Source organism: Arthrobacter sp. JSM 101049 (assembly GCF_041679245.1).
In the GTDB taxonomy this organism is placed as follows: domain Bacteria; phylum Actinomycetota; class Actinomycetes; order Actinomycetales; family Micrococcaceae; genus Arthrobacter_H.
The window spans coordinates 182677-197294 of sequence record NZ_JBGFFC010000004.1 but is presented as its reverse complement, the minus strand read 5'-3'; the positions used below and the strand labels follow the sequence as shown (position 1 = coordinate 197294).

The window sequence follows — 14618 nt, the reverse complement described above, 5'->3', positions numbered from 1 at the left end:
ATTTCCTTCAATAAGTCTTTCAGATACGCTCACTGGGTGAAACCAGACCAGCTTGAGCTCCTGACCACTGTATCCGCACCGTCCTTGAGCCCCGATGGCCGCGTGGCCGTCTTCGCGGCCAGCCACCCCAGCTTCGACGCCGATACCGGGGTCGGCCAGCTGTGGCTGCTCGAGCTGGACGACACCGGTTCCAGCGCGCCGGCCCCGCGCCGCCTGACCCGGGGGACGGCCGACCGGGCCCCCCGGTTCTCGCCCGACGGACGGATGATCGCCTTCCTGCGGCCCGACGCGAAAGGCCGCCCGCAACTGGCGATCGTCGATGCCCGCGGCGGCGAGCCGCGCCTGGTCACCGACCGGCACCTCGGCGTGGGCGGGTTCGTGTTTTCCCCGGATTCGCGCCGCATCGCCTTCACCAGCCGGACCCCGGAGGAGGGCCGCTACGGGACGCTGGACGGCGTCGAAGCCGGCGCCGAGGACCCGCGGCGCATCAGCGGGTTCAAGTACCGCTTCAACGGACTGGGTTTCGGCAACGACAAACGCGCCGGCATCCACCTGATGGAGGTCCCGGAGCTGGGGGACGAGCCGTACATCAAGCCCGTGGGCCGCGCCGCGAAGGCCGTCCAGGACGCCGCCGCTGCCGCCGGGGGCGAAGTGGCGCCGACCGCCGAATTCCCGCCGGCCCGCCTGATCACCCCGAGGGACCGCGACTGCTCCAGCCCTGAGTTCGCCCCCGACGGTTCCCATGTCTATTTCACCGCCTCCCTGCACGAGGGCTCCGACCGGGACCTGCGCTCGATGGTCCACCGGGTGGCGGTCGAGGGGCTGGATACCTCCGGCACCGGCGAACTCGACGTCCAGCTGGTCGCCGGCTCCGCCGAGGGGGACACCGCGTACGAGTGCGTCAGGTTCAGCCGCGACGGGGCCTCGTTGTTCCTGCTGGGCAGTGCCGTGGGGGAGTCGGGCATCGACTTCGTCGCCCGCAGCGGCGCCGTCTACGTGCTCCCGACCGCCGACATCGGCACGGGGCAGCCACGCCTGCTGACGGATCCGGACACCGTCGACTACACGGAGAACGATGAGCTCATCCCGTACGGGCAGGCCGGGGTCGCCGCGCGTGCCCGCGTGCGCGGCAGCGGCGAACTGCACGCGATCACCCCGAACGGCCGGACCGAGGTACTGGTCTCCGGGCACCTGGTGGTGGAGGGGGCAGCCGAGGAGGGCGGCGTCGTCGTGCTCTCCTATTCCGATCCCACCACCCCCGGGGAGATCGGGGTGGCGCACGAGGGCGGGGTCCACGCCCTGACCGATTTCGCCGCCGGCCTGCGCGCGGGGACCCGCATCGCCGAGCCGCGCGAGCTGGTCGTCGACTCGACCGACGGGTACCCGGTCCACGGGTGGCTGTACCTGCCCGCGGGGGAGGGCCCGCACCCGGTGCTGCTGAACATCCACGGCGGCCCCTATGCCCAATACGGCTGGGGCTACTTCGACGAGGCGCAGGTCTACGCGCAGGCCGGCTACGCGGTGCTGCAGTGCAACCCGCGCGGCAGCGCGAGCTACGGGCGCGCCCACGGGTTGGCCATCAAGGAGGCGATGGGCACGGTCGACCTGCAGGACGTGTTGGCGTTCCTCGACGGGGCGGTGGCGTCCGAGCCGTCGCTGGACGGGAACCGGGTCGGGGTGATGGGCGGCTCCTACGGCGGCTACCTGACCGCCTGGATGATCGCCCACGACCACCGCTTCGCCGCGGCGATCGTGGAGCGCGGCTACCTCGATCCGCTCTCGTTCACCGGCAGCAGCGACATCGGCTGGTTCTTCAGCGAGGAGTACACCGGCCGCGACGTCGCCGCCACGCTCGAGCAGAGCCCGATGGCGAAGGTCTCCCAGGTGCGCACGCCGACCCTGGTCATGCATTCCGAGGAGGACTACCGCTGCCCGCTCGAGCAGGCCCAGCGCTATTACGTCGAGCTGCTGCGCCACGGAGTGGAGGCCGAGTTCCTGCTCTTCCCGGGGGAAAACCACGAGCTGTCCCGCGGCGGGACGCCCTGGCATCGGCGCCAGCGCTTCGAGGCGATCCTCGACTGGTGGTCCCGCCACCTCCCCATCGAGGGTGCTTCGGGGAACGACGGCGGTGCCCCCGCGGCTGCCTCCGTCGAGAAGGCTGTCTAGAAACCCAGCCCGGTGCGGGCGGCATCGATGCCCGGTGCCGCCCAGCGTTGGGCGTACTCCGCGCCTGTGCAGAGGCTGCGGGTGATGGCCTTGTCGATGTAGACCGTGCCGTCGAGGTGGTCGGTTTCGTGAGCGAAGATGCGTGCCGGCCAGCCGGTGAAGCCGCGCTGCACCGTTTCGCCGAGCTCCGTGGTGTAGGTGGCGAGAAGGTCCGCCGGCCTTTCGACGACGGCCTGGTAGCCGTTGAAGGACAGGCATCCCTCGTAGAACGAGGCCGTGCGGTGTCCCTGCGCGGCGTAGGAGGGGTTGATCGCCGCGAAGTACTCCAGCGGGACGCGTTCGCGCACCTCGGCAACGGCATCGTCGAGGGGGAACTGGTCCTCCAGCACCGCAAGACGCAACGGCAATCCGATCTGCGGGGCCGCCAACCCGACCCCCGGGGCCGCATGCATGGTCGCGCGCATGACCTCCAGCAGATCCTCGAGCAGTGCTGTCGGCAGTTCGCCGGCATACTCCGGGGTCCGGGCACGGAGCACCGGATGGCCGAGCTGGACGATGGGCGGCAGGGAGTCGGCACGCAGCGTGCCGTCGTCGTCGCGTTCGATGCGGGTGACCATCGCGGCGACGATGTCGAGCAGCTCGTCGGGGGAGTAGGCGGGGGCTGCGGGGGTGTTCGATGGCATGGCGGGGCTACCTGTCGGGGTGGATTGTTGCGGTGGGTTCATCGTGCGGGGCCGGGGCGTTGTCCGGCGTCTGCAGGGCCGCCAACCGGCTGGCGAGTCGTGCGGCGTCGACGGCGTGTCCGCCAGCTGCCGTGGGATCCGGCGCCGCCATGCAGATGAGATCGGTCCGGATGTCGCGGTCATAGAGGACGTCGATGAGGTTGGCCAGGCGTTTCCAGGCGCTGGGGCCGGCGCGGTCGGGAGCCGGGATGCCGTCGATGACCACGTGGTCGAAGTGCTCGGCCAGGTAGAGGTAGTCCGATGCGGCCGACGGGGCGTCGCACAGCGCGCGGAAGTCGAACCAGGCCTGGCCCTGGGCAGCGCGCAGTGCGGGGAACGTGTGCGTGGTCGGCGTGACGTCCGTCAGTTCGTGCGACGCGGGAACCGTGAGCCCGGCGGCGCGCAATTGCCCTGCCGATCCGGGGACAAGCACATGCCCCGCGGCGTAGCCGTGCTCGTGCGGGGGAGTGGTGGCGAGGGTGCGGTAGTCGGTTCCGGCGTCGAGCCGCGTCACGGACATCCCCCGTGTGATCATCTCGATCGTCGGTTCGAAGAGGTGGTGGAAGTACTCGTTCGACAGCAGGTCCTCGGGGGCATAGTTCGAGGTGGCGATCAGCAGGATGCGTCGGGCGAAAATGGCCTTGAGGGTCCGGGCGAAGAACATCGCGTCACCGGGGTCGTGGACGTGGAGTTCGTCGAAGCAGAGGACGCGGGTGGGCCCGAGCATGTCATCCAGCGCCTGGTCGATGGGCGATGTCCCACCGGTATCGACCTGTTCGACGCCGTGGGTCCGGGCATGGAGTTCCCGGAAGAAGTCGTGGAAGTGCATGCGACGCGTGCCCTCGGATTGCACTGCATCGTGGAGCAGCCCGAGGACCCATGATTTGCCGCGCCCGGGTGGGCCGTAGATGTAGTGGTTGTCCGGGCGAGCCGCCGCGCGCCGCGAGAGGGCGTCGGAGGCCGCAGTTGCCATGGCTTGAACGAGGCGGCGTTGCCCGTGGTCGAGCTCGAGGCCGGCGCTGGCCGCGGCGTCGTGGATGCGGCCGGCGATCTTGTGGGAGGAGTTGCGGTTGCCCCAGGAGAGCTGAAGGGGATTCATCGGCCGATGGTGCCGGCTGCGGTGGTGGGCATGCCCGCAGTCTACAAATAATGGCTCGCCGGTGGGTTAGGCATCATGGGCCGTGCGGTTCTCGTCGGCGGTCCGTTGCACGCTGCCGGCCGCAGGGTCGGCCCGGGCGTCCCGGATCCCCGCACGGACGGCAGCCCTGACGGTCGTGTACAGCAGGTAGAAGAACACGATGAGGCCAACCAGGCCCAGGACCAGTGCGTTGAGTGCTGATGCATCCATCCCGGAAGTCTATTCTGTTGAGAATGCGAGTGGAGAGAGAGGGGGTGACTCGTGGAACCAGTTCTCGCCGTTCGACTAGCACTCGATGTTGCGCAGCAGGGGCTGTGCGCGGGGGAGATGCCCATCGGAGCCGTGGTCATGTCCGGCGACGAGGTGTCGGCAACTGCCCATGCGCAGGAGCAGGCCCTCGGCCGGCGGATCGTCCATGCCGACCTTCTCGCCCTGCAGGAAGCAAATCGAATCCTGGGGTTTCGGAGGGTGCCGGCCCCTTTGACGCTGGCGGTGAACCTCGAGCCTTGCCTGATGTGCCTTGGGGCGGCGATCACGCTGGGGGTAGAGCACGTCTGGTTTGGGCTCGAGTCACCCAACGACGGCGCGGCAGCGCCGGTGGCTGCATGGAACCCGCCGGTGGAGCAGGTGTTCTTCAGGAAACCCACCCGCATCCTTGGTGGGTTCCTCCGGCAAGAAGTGGTTCGCCAGTTTGACGCCTACGCCGCCGGTGACGGCCCTGATGGCATGAAGGAATGGGCCAGGGGCCCGACGGCCGCTGCTGTTCCCCTTGACGCCGTCGGAATCTCCGGCGCGGACCGGACATGGTGAAAACAAGGCCCGCTCCGCCCGACGTCGTCATCCGGGACGCCGTGGTCGAGGACGTGCCGGCCATCATCGGACTGAATGTCGGCGCCGGGCGGCCGTCCGGAACCTCCGACTCGTATGCAGCCGCCGCTGATGACGACGGACGATTGGTGGTCGTGGCGGAGTGCGGACAGCAGCTGGTGGGTTGGGGCAAAACCCACCGTTGGAACTACCCAGATGGGCCAGCACCAGCAGGTCACTACCTGGGTGGGGTGACGGTGCTTCCGTCCTATCGCCGACGAGGCATCGGAGGCTTGTTGACCCACCGGCGCCTGGATTGGATCTGGGAGCGATCGGCTACTGCCTGGTACGTCGTGAATGCCGGCAACACGGCATCAATCGAGATGCACCGAGAATTTGGGTTTGAATTGGTTGCCGCCGCGCCGTCCTTTCATACCGTCCGGTTTGATGGTGGACGAGGCTACCTGATGGGCGCGAACCGTCCAGTTGGCCATTCCAATCAGTAAGTTTGGCGGGGGAGAAGCGGGTCTGGAGATCGAACAGTATTGGAGAAGTTGGCCGAAGCACCCTTGCATGCAGGTCATGTGCACAGTCTCGCTTCGGCCTAAAGGAAGGCCACCCCCGTGTCCTTGCTGGCAGAGAGTGCATCCGGATCCCATACGCTCAGGGGGGCGGCATCGAGCACGACGCACCCGAAGGAGGCCGTGGCGGAGCACTGGGCCCAGCATGGATCGTCATCGCTCGAGATGCCCGACTTCGGGGTGTACGCGACGCCGTCCGGGCGCACGGTGTTCCCCGATGGGTCGATAAGGGATTGCCCGGAAATCCACTCCGCCACGCTGGTTGTGAGAAGGCGCCAGCTGCCCGTCGCATCCGAGTAGTCGAGCCGTCTGCCTTCGAGGAGGTTTCTGAACCGGGCAGCCAGCGTGGACAAGGTGCTGTTGTTGCGAAGGGCGACCCACAGCCTGCCCGACAGCTGTAGGCGGTAGAGCCGTCGGGCGTCGCGCCAATCGGAGTCGACCCCCTCCACCGGCATGCCGGCAGCGACCATTTCCTGTAACAGGACATCGATGCCAACGCCGACTGCCACGGCGTCAGCTCGCAGGGCGGCGTACCCGTCCGCGGACGGCGCGCTATAGGCAAGGACCTCGCGATAGGCGGTCGCTCGCTTCGTCGCGGCGTAGACCGTGTGGCCGGGCAGGTCGAAGCGGCTCCCGCAACGGCGCACCGGGCGCGCGTGCTGGGAGCAGGGGCACCCGTGGTCTTTTGTGAACGTGGGGCGGCGTGGATTCAATCAGAAACTGTCGTAGCGCCGCTCGCTGGTTCCCCGGATGCCTTGTCGTTCCGAATATCCCATGAGGTGCCACGAATGAAAGACTGCATGCCAGAGTATCGCCTTCGACGTTGCGAGAACCCGGCGCATCAAATCAGCTCCGATTGTGAACGCCGATAATCTACATTATGTCAAGTAGTACTCTGTGTATCTCGTCGGATGAATCATCCAAGCCCTCTCCCGCGGCCGTTCGGCTCCGGACGCTCGTCGCCCTCTGGGCCGCGGTGTTTCAGGGGTCCACCGAATTGGAGCGGCAGCGGCAGCCTTTCCGCGGACCTGCGCAGAGCAGGACCTGAGGCCCCGAGAAACCACCCCTGACTTGCTCGTTTGCTTAGATGATGCAAGTGATGAATCATTGATTCAATCTTTGCAGCGGACTTGGAGGCGGAATGGCGGTCGATGGATCAGGGCGGGTGTATCTGCTGGGCTCCGTTCCGCTCTTGCATCCCGAACAGCAGACCTTGGACGAGATGCTGGACGGCTGGCGCAACCAGCAGCTCTCGCGGAACCTCAAGTTCGACACGATCGACCAGCGCGCCCGGTATGTCCGCAGGTTCGTGGACCACGTGAACGAGTTTCCCTGGAATTGGACGCCGGCCCACGTCGAGGAGTACTTCGGGGACCTGCGCTCGATCCGGCGCGTGAGCCATGCGACACTGCGCGCCCACCAGTCCGCGCTGCGCCACTTCACCTCATACGTCTCCAACCCCGACTACGGCTGGGATAGGGCCTGCGAGCAGCTCTTCGGCACCCATCCCGCCCAGGTCTTCTACGAGTGGAACACGGCCACGCACGTGCAGGAGTTCGAAGGCCGCCCCGCCAAACGGCCCTTCACCAAGGAGGAACTCCAGAGGGTCTTCGACCACGCCGACGACGAGGTCGGACTCATCGAGGCCTCGGGCAAGAAGGGCTGGCAGGCGGCCTACCGCGACGCCGTCATGCTCAAGGTGGCCTACTCCTACGGGCTGCGGTTCAACGAGCTCCGGCACCTGCAGACCGTCGACTTCGCAACCAACCCCCGCGCCCGCGGATTCGGGAGATTCGGGGTCTGCAAGGTCCGCTTCGGCAAGTCCCGCAGGGCCTCGCCGCCCAAGCCCCGCAGCGTGCTGACCGTCTTCGACTGGACCGCAGGCATCCTGGAGGATTGGCTCGCCAATGGCCGCGGAACACTCCACACGCCCGACCTCTTCCCCAGCGAACGCGGTGGCCTGATCGTCGAGTCCACCCTCCTGCGCCGGCTCCGGCGGTACCTCGACGAACTGGGAATGCCGTCGGACGGGCTGGACCTGCATTCACTACGGCGCTCCTACGCGACGCACCTGCTCGAAGCCGGGTGGGATCCTAGATTCGTGCAATACCAAATGGGCCACGAACACGCCTCCACCACCGGAATCTACCAATTCGTCAGCGACGACTTCCGCAACACAACCCTGCGGGCCTCCCTGGACCGCACGCTGGGCGAGGCCCTGGGACCGCAATCCGGAGGAGAGCAATGAAGCGCCAAGTCGAATACACGTGGCGGCTGGCCGAGCTGATGGCGGCCCGGGGACTGCACAACACCACCGACCTCATCCCCCTGCTGGCCGAACGCGGAATCAGCCTCTCCAGGCCCCAGGTCTACCGCATCGTCAACCAGAAGCCCGAACGCGTAGCCCTGCAGGTCATAGCCGCCATCTGCGACATCTTCTCCTGCGGCCCCGAAGACCTCATCACCGTCACCGCCGCCGACGTCCGGGCACGCAAGACCGGAACCAACAACTCCCCCAACGTCGTGGACCTCAACCGGACCGTCCGCCCACGCCGCGCCCGCATCATCGACGATGACGACTGAACCACCCGCAGGATTCACGCCGCGCAACACCGCCCGCGGCCGCCCCCGCACGAACGGCTCCGTCCAGTGCTCCCGCTGCGGCCGCGCCGCCGGCAGGGCACGGGCGACTTGGCCAGAAGGCAAGATCTGCGGTCCCTGCTTCACCTTGGCGACCCGAGCCCGCGGCACCTGCCCCGACTGCGGACAGCACAGACTCCTCCCCGGCCCACCCTCACGCGAGGGAGGACCGCGGTGCGCACCGTGCGCCGGCATCCACCACGACTTTCACTGCACCCGCTGCGGCCACGAAGGCGAGTTCTACCGCCGCGGCATCTGCGCCCGCTGCGCCCTCAGGGACGACCTCACCGCCCTGCTGCTCACCAACCCAGCCGATCCGAAAAGCACAGCAAGTCTAATCAACGTCCTTTGCGAGGCGGAGCGCCCCGAAAGCGTCATCACGTGGAAGCGCTCCCCCAAGGTCCAAGCACTTTTGGCATCCCTCTCGAGCGGCCAGACACCTCTGACCCACGAAGGGCTCGACAGCCACAGCGACAGCGCAGGACGAGCAGCCGACCACCTCCGGGCACTGCTCATGCACCACGACCTTCTCCCCCAGCGCGACCCGTACCTCAGCCGCTTCGAGACCTGGATAGACGACAAGCTCCGCGCCCTGCCGGCCGAAGTCGCCAAACCCGTCGAACACTTCGCCAAATGGCACCACCTCAGGCGCATCCGGGCCATGGCAACCCCGGACTCGACTGCCCGCGGCCCCGTGCATGCAGCCAAACAAGAGATCACAGAAACCATCAAATTCCTCTACTGGCTCTGGCAGACCCACCAGCGCACCGCCTCCACCAGCACCCAGCAGGACGTTGACACCTGGCTCTCAACGGGACCAACCACAAGAAAGGCCATCCGGACGTTCTTCGTGTTCGCGAAGAAGTCCGGCACGAACACGCGTGTCGAGATCGGCCACTACAAGGCCAAGAGCCGCCCGGCCATCACGCAGGACGAACGCCTCGCGTGGCTCCGGGAAATGCTCACCGGCACCAGCGAGTCCCTGCCCTACAGGGTCGCCGGCATACTGCTTCTCCTCTACGCCCAGCCCCTGGTCCGGGTGGCCGCGCTCCGCAGCGACACAATCAGCGTCAACGACACCACCGGGACGCTGAGCATCACCCTCGGCACGCATCCCGTGCCCGTCCCGCAGCCATTCGCGGAACTCCTCACGCAACACCTCCAAAACCGCCCCAATCTCAGAACGGGATCGGGGACGGACAGCCCCTGGCTCTTCCCGGGAACCCGGACAGGCCAGCATCTCCACCCCAACACCATCATGGACAGACTCCGCAGCCTCGGCCTCGAACTGCGCGGCGCGCGAAACACCGGCCTGGACGAACACCTCGCCCTGGCGCCGCCACCACTGGTCGCCGACGCACTCGGCTACAGCCACCAGGTCGCATTCCTCCACTCCGAAGCCGCAGGTGAACCATGGACCCGCTACGCCGACCTCAAATCGAACCGCAGTGTCCGCCAGCCCTAGGTGCCGCCCGCCTCAGCCGTGCTGCCGCTGCCGGGAGCCCATGGACGATAGCCTTTGCAAGTGCACACTGACATGCCAGCCACCCCTGGTTCCAATCGACGATTCGGGCTGATGCGCCTGACCCCTCGCCAAGCACTGCTGGCGCTGGTTCCTGCGGCCCTTGCGTGCGCGGCCGTCGCTGTCGGCGCCGGCTTTCTGCCCCCGGGCGTCCTTCTGGTGCTGGCAGCCGCAGGTTCAATTCCCGCGATGCTGGTCGTGGCCTGGGGGACCCTGAAGTTCCGCAGCTACTACGAGGTCAAGCGCTCCAAGGCGGACCTGCTGACCATGCTCTACGCCACCCTCATCCAGTTGTTGGCCCTGGCCCCAACCGCCTACCTGTTTGTCACGATGCTGAGCAGCTACGACGCGCTGGCGGGCCAGACACCGTAGCCATCCACCAACTCCAGCCCGCGAAACGATGGATGGACCGAAACGGTCGCGCATGAGCCACAGAGCGACCGACTCCTTGTTCTTTGCACCATTACCTGCTGCCTCGATTCACGAACACGCCCGGCCTAGATACGCAGAGGTGCCAGTAGAACAATGATTATTGCATCCGATGCATGTTGTGGCACCGTTGCCGTGCTCGTCGATGCGGCGCCGCAGTGTCTGCCACCCGTCGGGGAAGAGTCTGCGGGCATAAGCTCGGTTGGAACGGCTCGGCTCAACCCGATCCCGGCGAGCGAACCAAGGGGGAAATCTGGATGGAAGACGCAGTGACGACGGGAGTCATCATGATGGTGATCGGATCGGCTTTGGCCGCGGTGGGTGGCCTGGGAATCGCGCGGAGACTGCCTTCCGGCTGGATGATCGGGATCCGGCTACCCGTGACTACTTCCTCAGATGAGGCCTGGCTGGAAACCCACGTTGCTGCGGGACCTTGGCTCGTTCTAGGAGGAATCGTGCCCTTCGCGACCGGAATCGCCCTCCTCGTCGTCGGTGGAAGCATGCCAGACTGGAGCGTTCTGGCGGCCTACGCCGCCCTTGTCGTGCTCGTGGCCCTCGGCGCAGTAAAGGGCGTCAGGGCCGCGTACTCTGTTACCGGTACAACGCGGTAGCCAGAACCGCGACGCCGGTGCAGGCGCAGGCCCAGAGCACGCTGGCGAACGTTCCCAGGATGAACCGTTCTGCCGCCCCGTCCTTGCCCAATTCGGCATAGCGGCCCAGCCCCTTCACGGCCAGGACAATGGCAAGGCCCTCAGGCCATCCACACCAGAGTGTTGCGGAAATGGCGAGCCGCTCCAACACGCCGATCCAAGCGCCTCCTTGCAAAATCTGGCTTGAGCGATCTGCAAGGGAAGCAACGGCAGCGTCTACGTGGACTACCACGGTGCTATCGAGATCGCGTCGTTGTGCCACTTCGGCGTCGTCGTCCGGTGCGGCAGCCATCGGTTGTCTGGCGAGTTCGACTGCCGCCGAACGCTCTGACAGGCGCAGGATCGACATGGTCACCGGTCCTCCTCCAAGGGCGGCCGCAGCTACGGAGAATGCTGCAGCGGTACCCCAGCCCGGGACTCCCCCGGCCGTGCCAGCGGCGAGAAATGCCGCCGCAGCCAGCAGCACTACCTGTCCCGCGGCGGTGATGAAAAGCCAGCGGTTCGTCGTGCCACGGAACCGGCGGAAATACTGTGGCAAGCCGACAGCGCCAGACAGGGCCAGCAGGACGAGGGTGGTCATGGGTTCTTCCTCCCGTCGAATTCGGCTGCATAGCGGTCCAGTGCCTGGCCGGCCTGATCGGCGAGCTTCCGGCACTGGCTCCAAAGCCCCGAAGCCAGCCGGCTCGACACAGCCTGCTGGGTGATCCCGAGGCTTACGGCAGCCTGGCGCTGCGACAGGCCCCGGTCGACGAGTGTCCCCGCTTCCTGTGACGATGCGGTGCGCCGCCTATTCACCTCGGCTACCAGCTGCAACTCCGCCTCCAGCCGCTGCGCCTCCGGACCTGCGCCGGTCACCGCCACAGATGCCGGGGCGTGCTTGGCCCGCTCAACCGCGTCCCGTGCAGCTTCGAAGGCCTCCCCCGCTCCCGCACGCGTCTGCTCCGGCAACGGCTCCTTCACCGAGCCGACCCCGAGGCCAACACTCCATTCTTCGTCCAACGCGACATCCAGGAGGAGTTCCACCGCCGCCCGTCCGTCGTCGAGGACCCCCTGGAGCTCGTCGCCTGCAGTGCGCTCGAAGGCGCGGACAGTGGGATAGTCCGCGTTCAAGCGGGCGACGAGCCCGTCCACCCGATCGGGACTGTGCCTTGAATCCCGCTGGTCGATGGTCAAGACGATCATGCGACAAGGCTACCTTCTTGTGCTGTCCAAAACAAGGAAGCAAGTTTGTCGCCCCGATGCCCAGGCCGGAGAGCGCGGATAGACTTTGACCATGCAAAATCGCCTGACGTGGATTGCCCTGTTCATCATCGATCTGCTGCTCGTGGTCATTTTTGCCGCGCTGGGACGCCGGTCGCATGCGGAGGGCCTCGACGCGGCAGGCATCCTGGGAACCGCCGCGCCCTTCCTCATCGCCTTGGCCATCTTCTCCTGCATCACGGTTGTCTGGCGCGAGTCGATCCGGATCTGGCCACATGGGATTGTCGTGTGGATCGGGACCGTGGCGCTGGGGCTCATCATCCGCGTGTTGACCGGGGACACCGCCGCCACGCCGTTCATTGTCGTAGCCGCCCTCGTCCTGGGCATCTTCCTCGTGGGGCGACGAGCGATAGGTTCCCTGCTCGCACGTCGTAAAGTGCGAGCGGATGGTGCCGTGAACTAGGCTGAAAGCACGATTCAACAGCCGGACATTCCCGGTGCCGGAAGGTGGAGGAAGACGTAATGATCACCGCGTTTGTAATGATCCAGACAGCCGCTGACAGCATTCCCGAATGCGCGCAGAGGATCTCCGAGCTTGACGGTATCAGCGAGGTCTACTCGGTCGCCGGTGACTGGGACCTGATCGCCATCGCCCGTGTCCGAAACCATGAAGACCTGGCTGAAGTCATCGCGAACCGGCTGTCCAAGGTCGACGGCGTTGTGGAGACCACGACCCATATTGCCTTCCGCGCCTATTCGCAGCACGACCTCGACGCCGCGTTTTCACTGGGACTCGAATAGCAGGGCCCGCCTGATCCAGGCAGGTTAACCCGGGGCCGTTGGCTCCCGCACCGGCATACGGAGCGGGAGCCAACGGCCCCGTTGTGGTGTGGGACGCTACTCGCCGATGCTCGTGGCGTGGATCCAGTGCTCCAGTGCCTGCCGTGCGGCACCGCTGTCGATGGACTTCCGGGCTCGATCGGCTGCCGCTGCGAGACGTTCCCCCAAGCTGCCCGTGGCGCTTTCATCGAAGGCGACCAGCCCCGCTGCGGCGTTCAGGACGACCGAATCACGTACCGGGCCCGCTGCCCCTGCGAGGATGTCATGGACTACCGCGGCATTGTGCTGGGCGTCGCCACCGCGCAGATCCTGCAGTGACGCCCGTTCCATTCCCACGTCGCGTGCGTCGAAGACCGTCGCGGTAACCTCCCCGGAACGTACCTCCCACACGTGGTTGGTCGTTGTCGTCGTCAGTTCGTCCAAACCGTCGTCCCCCCGGAATACCAAGGCACGGGACCCACGGGCCGCGAGGACGCCGGCCATGATGGGCGCCATCCGCGCGTCCGCACAGCCGATCGCCGAGGCGGTGGGCAGTGACGGATTGGTCAGCGGACCCATGAAGTTGAATGCCGTGGCTACGCCCAGAAGCGAACGGGCGGCGGCGGCAAAGCGCATGGAGGGATGGAACATCTGGGCAAAGCAGAAGGTGATGCCAGCCTCGTCGAGAATGGGGCCCAGGCGTTCTGCTGGGGTGTTGAGGCGGACACCAAGGGCTTCAAGCACGTCAGCCGAACCCGACGACGAGGAGGCGGCGCGGTTTCCGTGCTTGACCAGGCGCGCGCCGGCTCCGGCGCACACCAGGGACGACATGGTCGAGATGTTCACGGTGTTGTGCCTGTCTCCACCGGTTCCAACGATGTCCAGCTTCTCCCCGGGAAGATCGAGCGGACGCGCGCTGGCGATCATGGCCTCGACCAAACCGGACAGCTCCGCCACGGATTCGCCCTTGGCGCGCAACGCAACGAGGAAGCCGGCAATGTGCACATCAGAAGCGTTGCCGCCCATGATCTCGCTCATCGCCCACGCGGCGTCCTCTGTGGACAGGTCCTCGCCGCGTATCAGCGACGTGAGGATCGTTGGCCAGTTCGGGAACTTGGACTGAGAAGAAATCGTTGACACGCAACAAGGTTATCTACGTTTTGTAGAAAGTGCGGAATTGTTTCTCCCTTGATATTCCGCGGAACTTGGGGCTGACCGGTGCGAAAACCGGCGACTCGGGGTCCGATGCATTGGTGTCTGCGGCACTTTTATAGACATAATGGCTCTGTGACAACTGCGACTCATGCCCTCAATGCCCAGGCGCACCCTGCGCCTAACCGTCCCAACATGGTGTCGGTCGGAACCGTCGTCTGGCTTTCCAGCGAGCTGATGTTCTTCGCCGCCCTTTTCGCCATGTATTTCACACTCCGCGCGGCGTCGCCGGAGTTGTGGGCGAACGAGACAGCCAAGCTCAACGTCCCGTTCGCACTCGTCAACACGATCATCCTGGTTTCCAGTTCTTTCTCTTGCCAGCTCGGAGTCTTCCGGGCCGAGGACCTCCAGCCGCGCCGCCTCGGCGGACTGCTGAACGTCCGCAAGTGGGGAATGGTCGAGTGGTTCATCCTCACCTTCATCCTCGGGGCGATCTTCGTCTCCGTCCAGGCGTATGAATACACCGAACTCGTCCACCACGGCGTCGCCTTGAACTCCAACGCCTATGGCTCGGCCTTCTACATCACGACCGGCTTCCACGGTTTGCACGTCGCCGGCGGCCTCGTCGCCTTCGTCCTGATCATCGGACGCGCCTTCGTGGCGAAGAAGTTCGGTCACTTTGAGGCAACGTCGGCCATCGTCGTGTCCTACTACTGGCACTTCGTCGACGTCGTGTGGATCGCACTGTTCGCGATCATCTACTTCCTGAAGTAGACACCGGCTTACGGGCCA

The 14618-nt window shown here is 66.1% G+C and carries 18 protein-coding genes; 11 read left to right on the top strand and 7 right to left on the bottom strand.

Annotation, left to right across the window (positions count from 1 at the left end; translation table 11 throughout):
* Positions 1-36 precede the first annotated feature (36 nt).
* Positions 37-2166 carry a prolyl oligopeptidase family serine peptidase gene (locus AB8M85_RS13055; protein ID WP_372699263.1) on the top strand — a complete coding sequence of 710 codons (2130 nt, stop codon included), beginning with the start codon at positions 37-39 and terminating at the stop codon, positions 2164-2166.
* On the opposite strand, the gene AB8M85_RS13050 is transcribed toward AB8M85_RS13055, so the two are convergent.
* The 3 genes from AB8M85_RS13050 to AB8M85_RS13040 all read right to left on the bottom strand — a co-directional run bounded on the left by AB8M85_RS13050 (position 2163) and on the right by AB8M85_RS13040 (position 4236).
* Entirely contained in the window at positions 2163-2849 is a 687-nt protein-coding gene (locus AB8M85_RS13050; protein ID WP_372699262.1) for a peptide deformylase, read from the bottom strand. The genes AB8M85_RS13055 and AB8M85_RS13050 overlap by 4 nt on opposite strands.
* Before the next feature lie 7 nt (positions 2850-2856).
* Entirely contained in the window at positions 2857-3987 is a 1131-nt protein-coding gene (gene zapE, locus AB8M85_RS13045; protein WP_372699261.1) for a cell division protein ZapE, read from the bottom strand.
* A gap of 66 nt (positions 3988-4053) precedes the next feature.
* Complete coding sequence (locus tag AB8M85_RS13040; RefSeq protein WP_372699260.1) at positions 4054-4236, bottom strand: hypothetical protein; 183 nt, start codon at positions 4234-4236, stop codon at positions 4054-4056.
* A 51-nt stretch (positions 4237-4287) separates the two neighbouring features.
* Here AB8M85_RS13040 and AB8M85_RS13035 point away from each other — a divergent pair, with 51 nt between their 5' ends.
* Positions 4288-4836, top strand: a complete 549-nt coding sequence (locus AB8M85_RS13035) for a nucleoside deaminase (protein WP_372699259.1) — start codon at positions 4288-4290, stop codon at positions 4834-4836.
* Entirely contained in the window at positions 4830-5339 is a 510-nt protein-coding gene (locus AB8M85_RS13030) for an N-acetyltransferase family protein (protein ID WP_372699258.1), read from the top strand. The genes AB8M85_RS13035 and AB8M85_RS13030 overlap by 7 nt, the downstream gene beginning before the upstream one ends.
* A 98-nt stretch (positions 5340-5437) precedes the next feature.
* On the opposite strand, the gene AB8M85_RS13025 is transcribed toward AB8M85_RS13030, so the two are convergent.
* The gene (locus AB8M85_RS13025) at positions 5438-6127 is read right to left on the bottom strand and encodes a hypothetical protein (RefSeq protein ID WP_372699257.1); all 690 of its coding nucleotides are present in this window, start codon (positions 6125-6127) and stop codon (positions 5438-5440) included.
* Between the two features lie 428 nt (positions 6128-6555).
* Between AB8M85_RS13025 and AB8M85_RS13020 the strand changes: the two genes are divergently transcribed.
* The 5 genes from AB8M85_RS13020 to AB8M85_RS13000 all read left to right on the top strand — a co-directional run bounded on the left by AB8M85_RS13020 (position 6556) and on the right by AB8M85_RS13000 (position 10616).
* On the top strand, positions 6556-7662 hold the full coding sequence (locus AB8M85_RS13020; protein ID WP_372699256.1) for a tyrosine-type recombinase/integrase: 1107 nt from the start codon (positions 6556-6558) through the stop codon (positions 7660-7662).
* On the top strand, positions 7659-7997 hold the full coding sequence (locus AB8M85_RS13015; protein ID WP_372699255.1) for a helix-turn-helix domain-containing protein: 339 nt from the start codon (positions 7659-7661) through the stop codon (positions 7995-7997). Before AB8M85_RS13020 ends, AB8M85_RS13015 begins: the two co-directional genes overlap by 4 nt.
* A gap of 469 nt (positions 7998-8466) precedes the next feature.
* Positions 8467-9519, top strand: coding sequence for a recombinase XerD (locus AB8M85_RS13010; RefSeq protein ID WP_372699254.1), 1053 nt, complete (start codon positions 8467-8469; stop codon positions 9517-9519).
* Between the two features lie 111 nt (positions 9520-9630).
* Positions 9631-9948: a hypothetical protein gene (locus AB8M85_RS13005; protein WP_372699253.1), complete on the top strand. Its 318-nt coding sequence runs from the start codon at positions 9631-9633 to the stop codon at positions 9946-9948.
* A 314-nt stretch (positions 9949-10262) separates the two neighbouring features.
* Positions 10263-10616 (top strand): SdpI family protein, encoded by a 354-nt coding sequence (locus AB8M85_RS13000; RefSeq protein ID WP_372699252.1) that lies wholly within the window; start codon positions 10263-10265, stop codon positions 10614-10616.
* Here AB8M85_RS13000 and AB8M85_RS12995 read toward each other — a convergent pair.
* Both AB8M85_RS12995 and AB8M85_RS12990 read right to left on the bottom strand, forming a co-directional pair.
* Positions 10597-11235: a hypothetical protein gene (locus AB8M85_RS12995; RefSeq protein ID WP_372699251.1), complete on the bottom strand. Its 639-nt coding sequence runs from the start codon at positions 11233-11235 to the stop codon at positions 10597-10599. The two genes, AB8M85_RS13000 and AB8M85_RS12995, sit on opposite strands and share 20 nt — an antisense overlap.
* Positions 11232-11837 carry a hypothetical protein gene (locus tag AB8M85_RS12990; protein ID WP_372699250.1) on the bottom strand — a complete coding sequence of 202 codons (606 nt, stop codon included), beginning with the start codon at positions 11835-11837 and terminating at the stop codon, positions 11232-11234. Before AB8M85_RS12990 ends, AB8M85_RS12995 begins: the two co-directional genes overlap by 4 nt.
* A 91-nt stretch (positions 11838-11928) precedes the next feature.
* Between AB8M85_RS12990 and AB8M85_RS12985 the strand changes: the two genes are divergently transcribed.
* Together AB8M85_RS12985 and AB8M85_RS12980 are read left to right on the top strand one after the other, a co-directional pair.
* Positions 11929-12318 carry a DUF3054 domain-containing protein gene (locus AB8M85_RS12985; protein ID WP_372699249.1) on the top strand — a complete coding sequence of 130 codons (390 nt, stop codon included), beginning with the start codon at positions 11929-11931 and terminating at the stop codon, positions 12316-12318.
* A gap of 59 nt (positions 12319-12377) precedes the next feature.
* Positions 12378-12656 (top strand): Lrp/AsnC family transcriptional regulator, encoded by a 279-nt coding sequence (locus AB8M85_RS12980; protein ID WP_372699248.1) that lies wholly within the window; start codon positions 12378-12380, stop codon positions 12654-12656.
* 96 nt (positions 12657-12752) lie between these two features.
* Here AB8M85_RS12980 and trpD read toward each other — a convergent pair whose 3' ends face one another.
* The gene (gene trpD / locus AB8M85_RS12975; RefSeq protein WP_372699247.1) at positions 12753-13814 is read right to left on the bottom strand and encodes an anthranilate phosphoribosyltransferase; all 1062 of its coding nucleotides are present in this window, start codon (positions 13812-13814) and stop codon (positions 12753-12755) included.
* 105 nt (positions 13815-13919) lie between these two features.
* Between trpD and AB8M85_RS12970 the strand changes: the two genes are divergently transcribed.
* Complete coding sequence (locus AB8M85_RS12970; RefSeq protein ID WP_372699246.1) at positions 13920-14600, top strand: heme-copper oxidase subunit III; 681 nt, start codon at positions 13920-13922, stop codon at positions 14598-14600.
* The last annotated feature ends 18 nt before the right edge of the window (positions 14601-14618 follow it).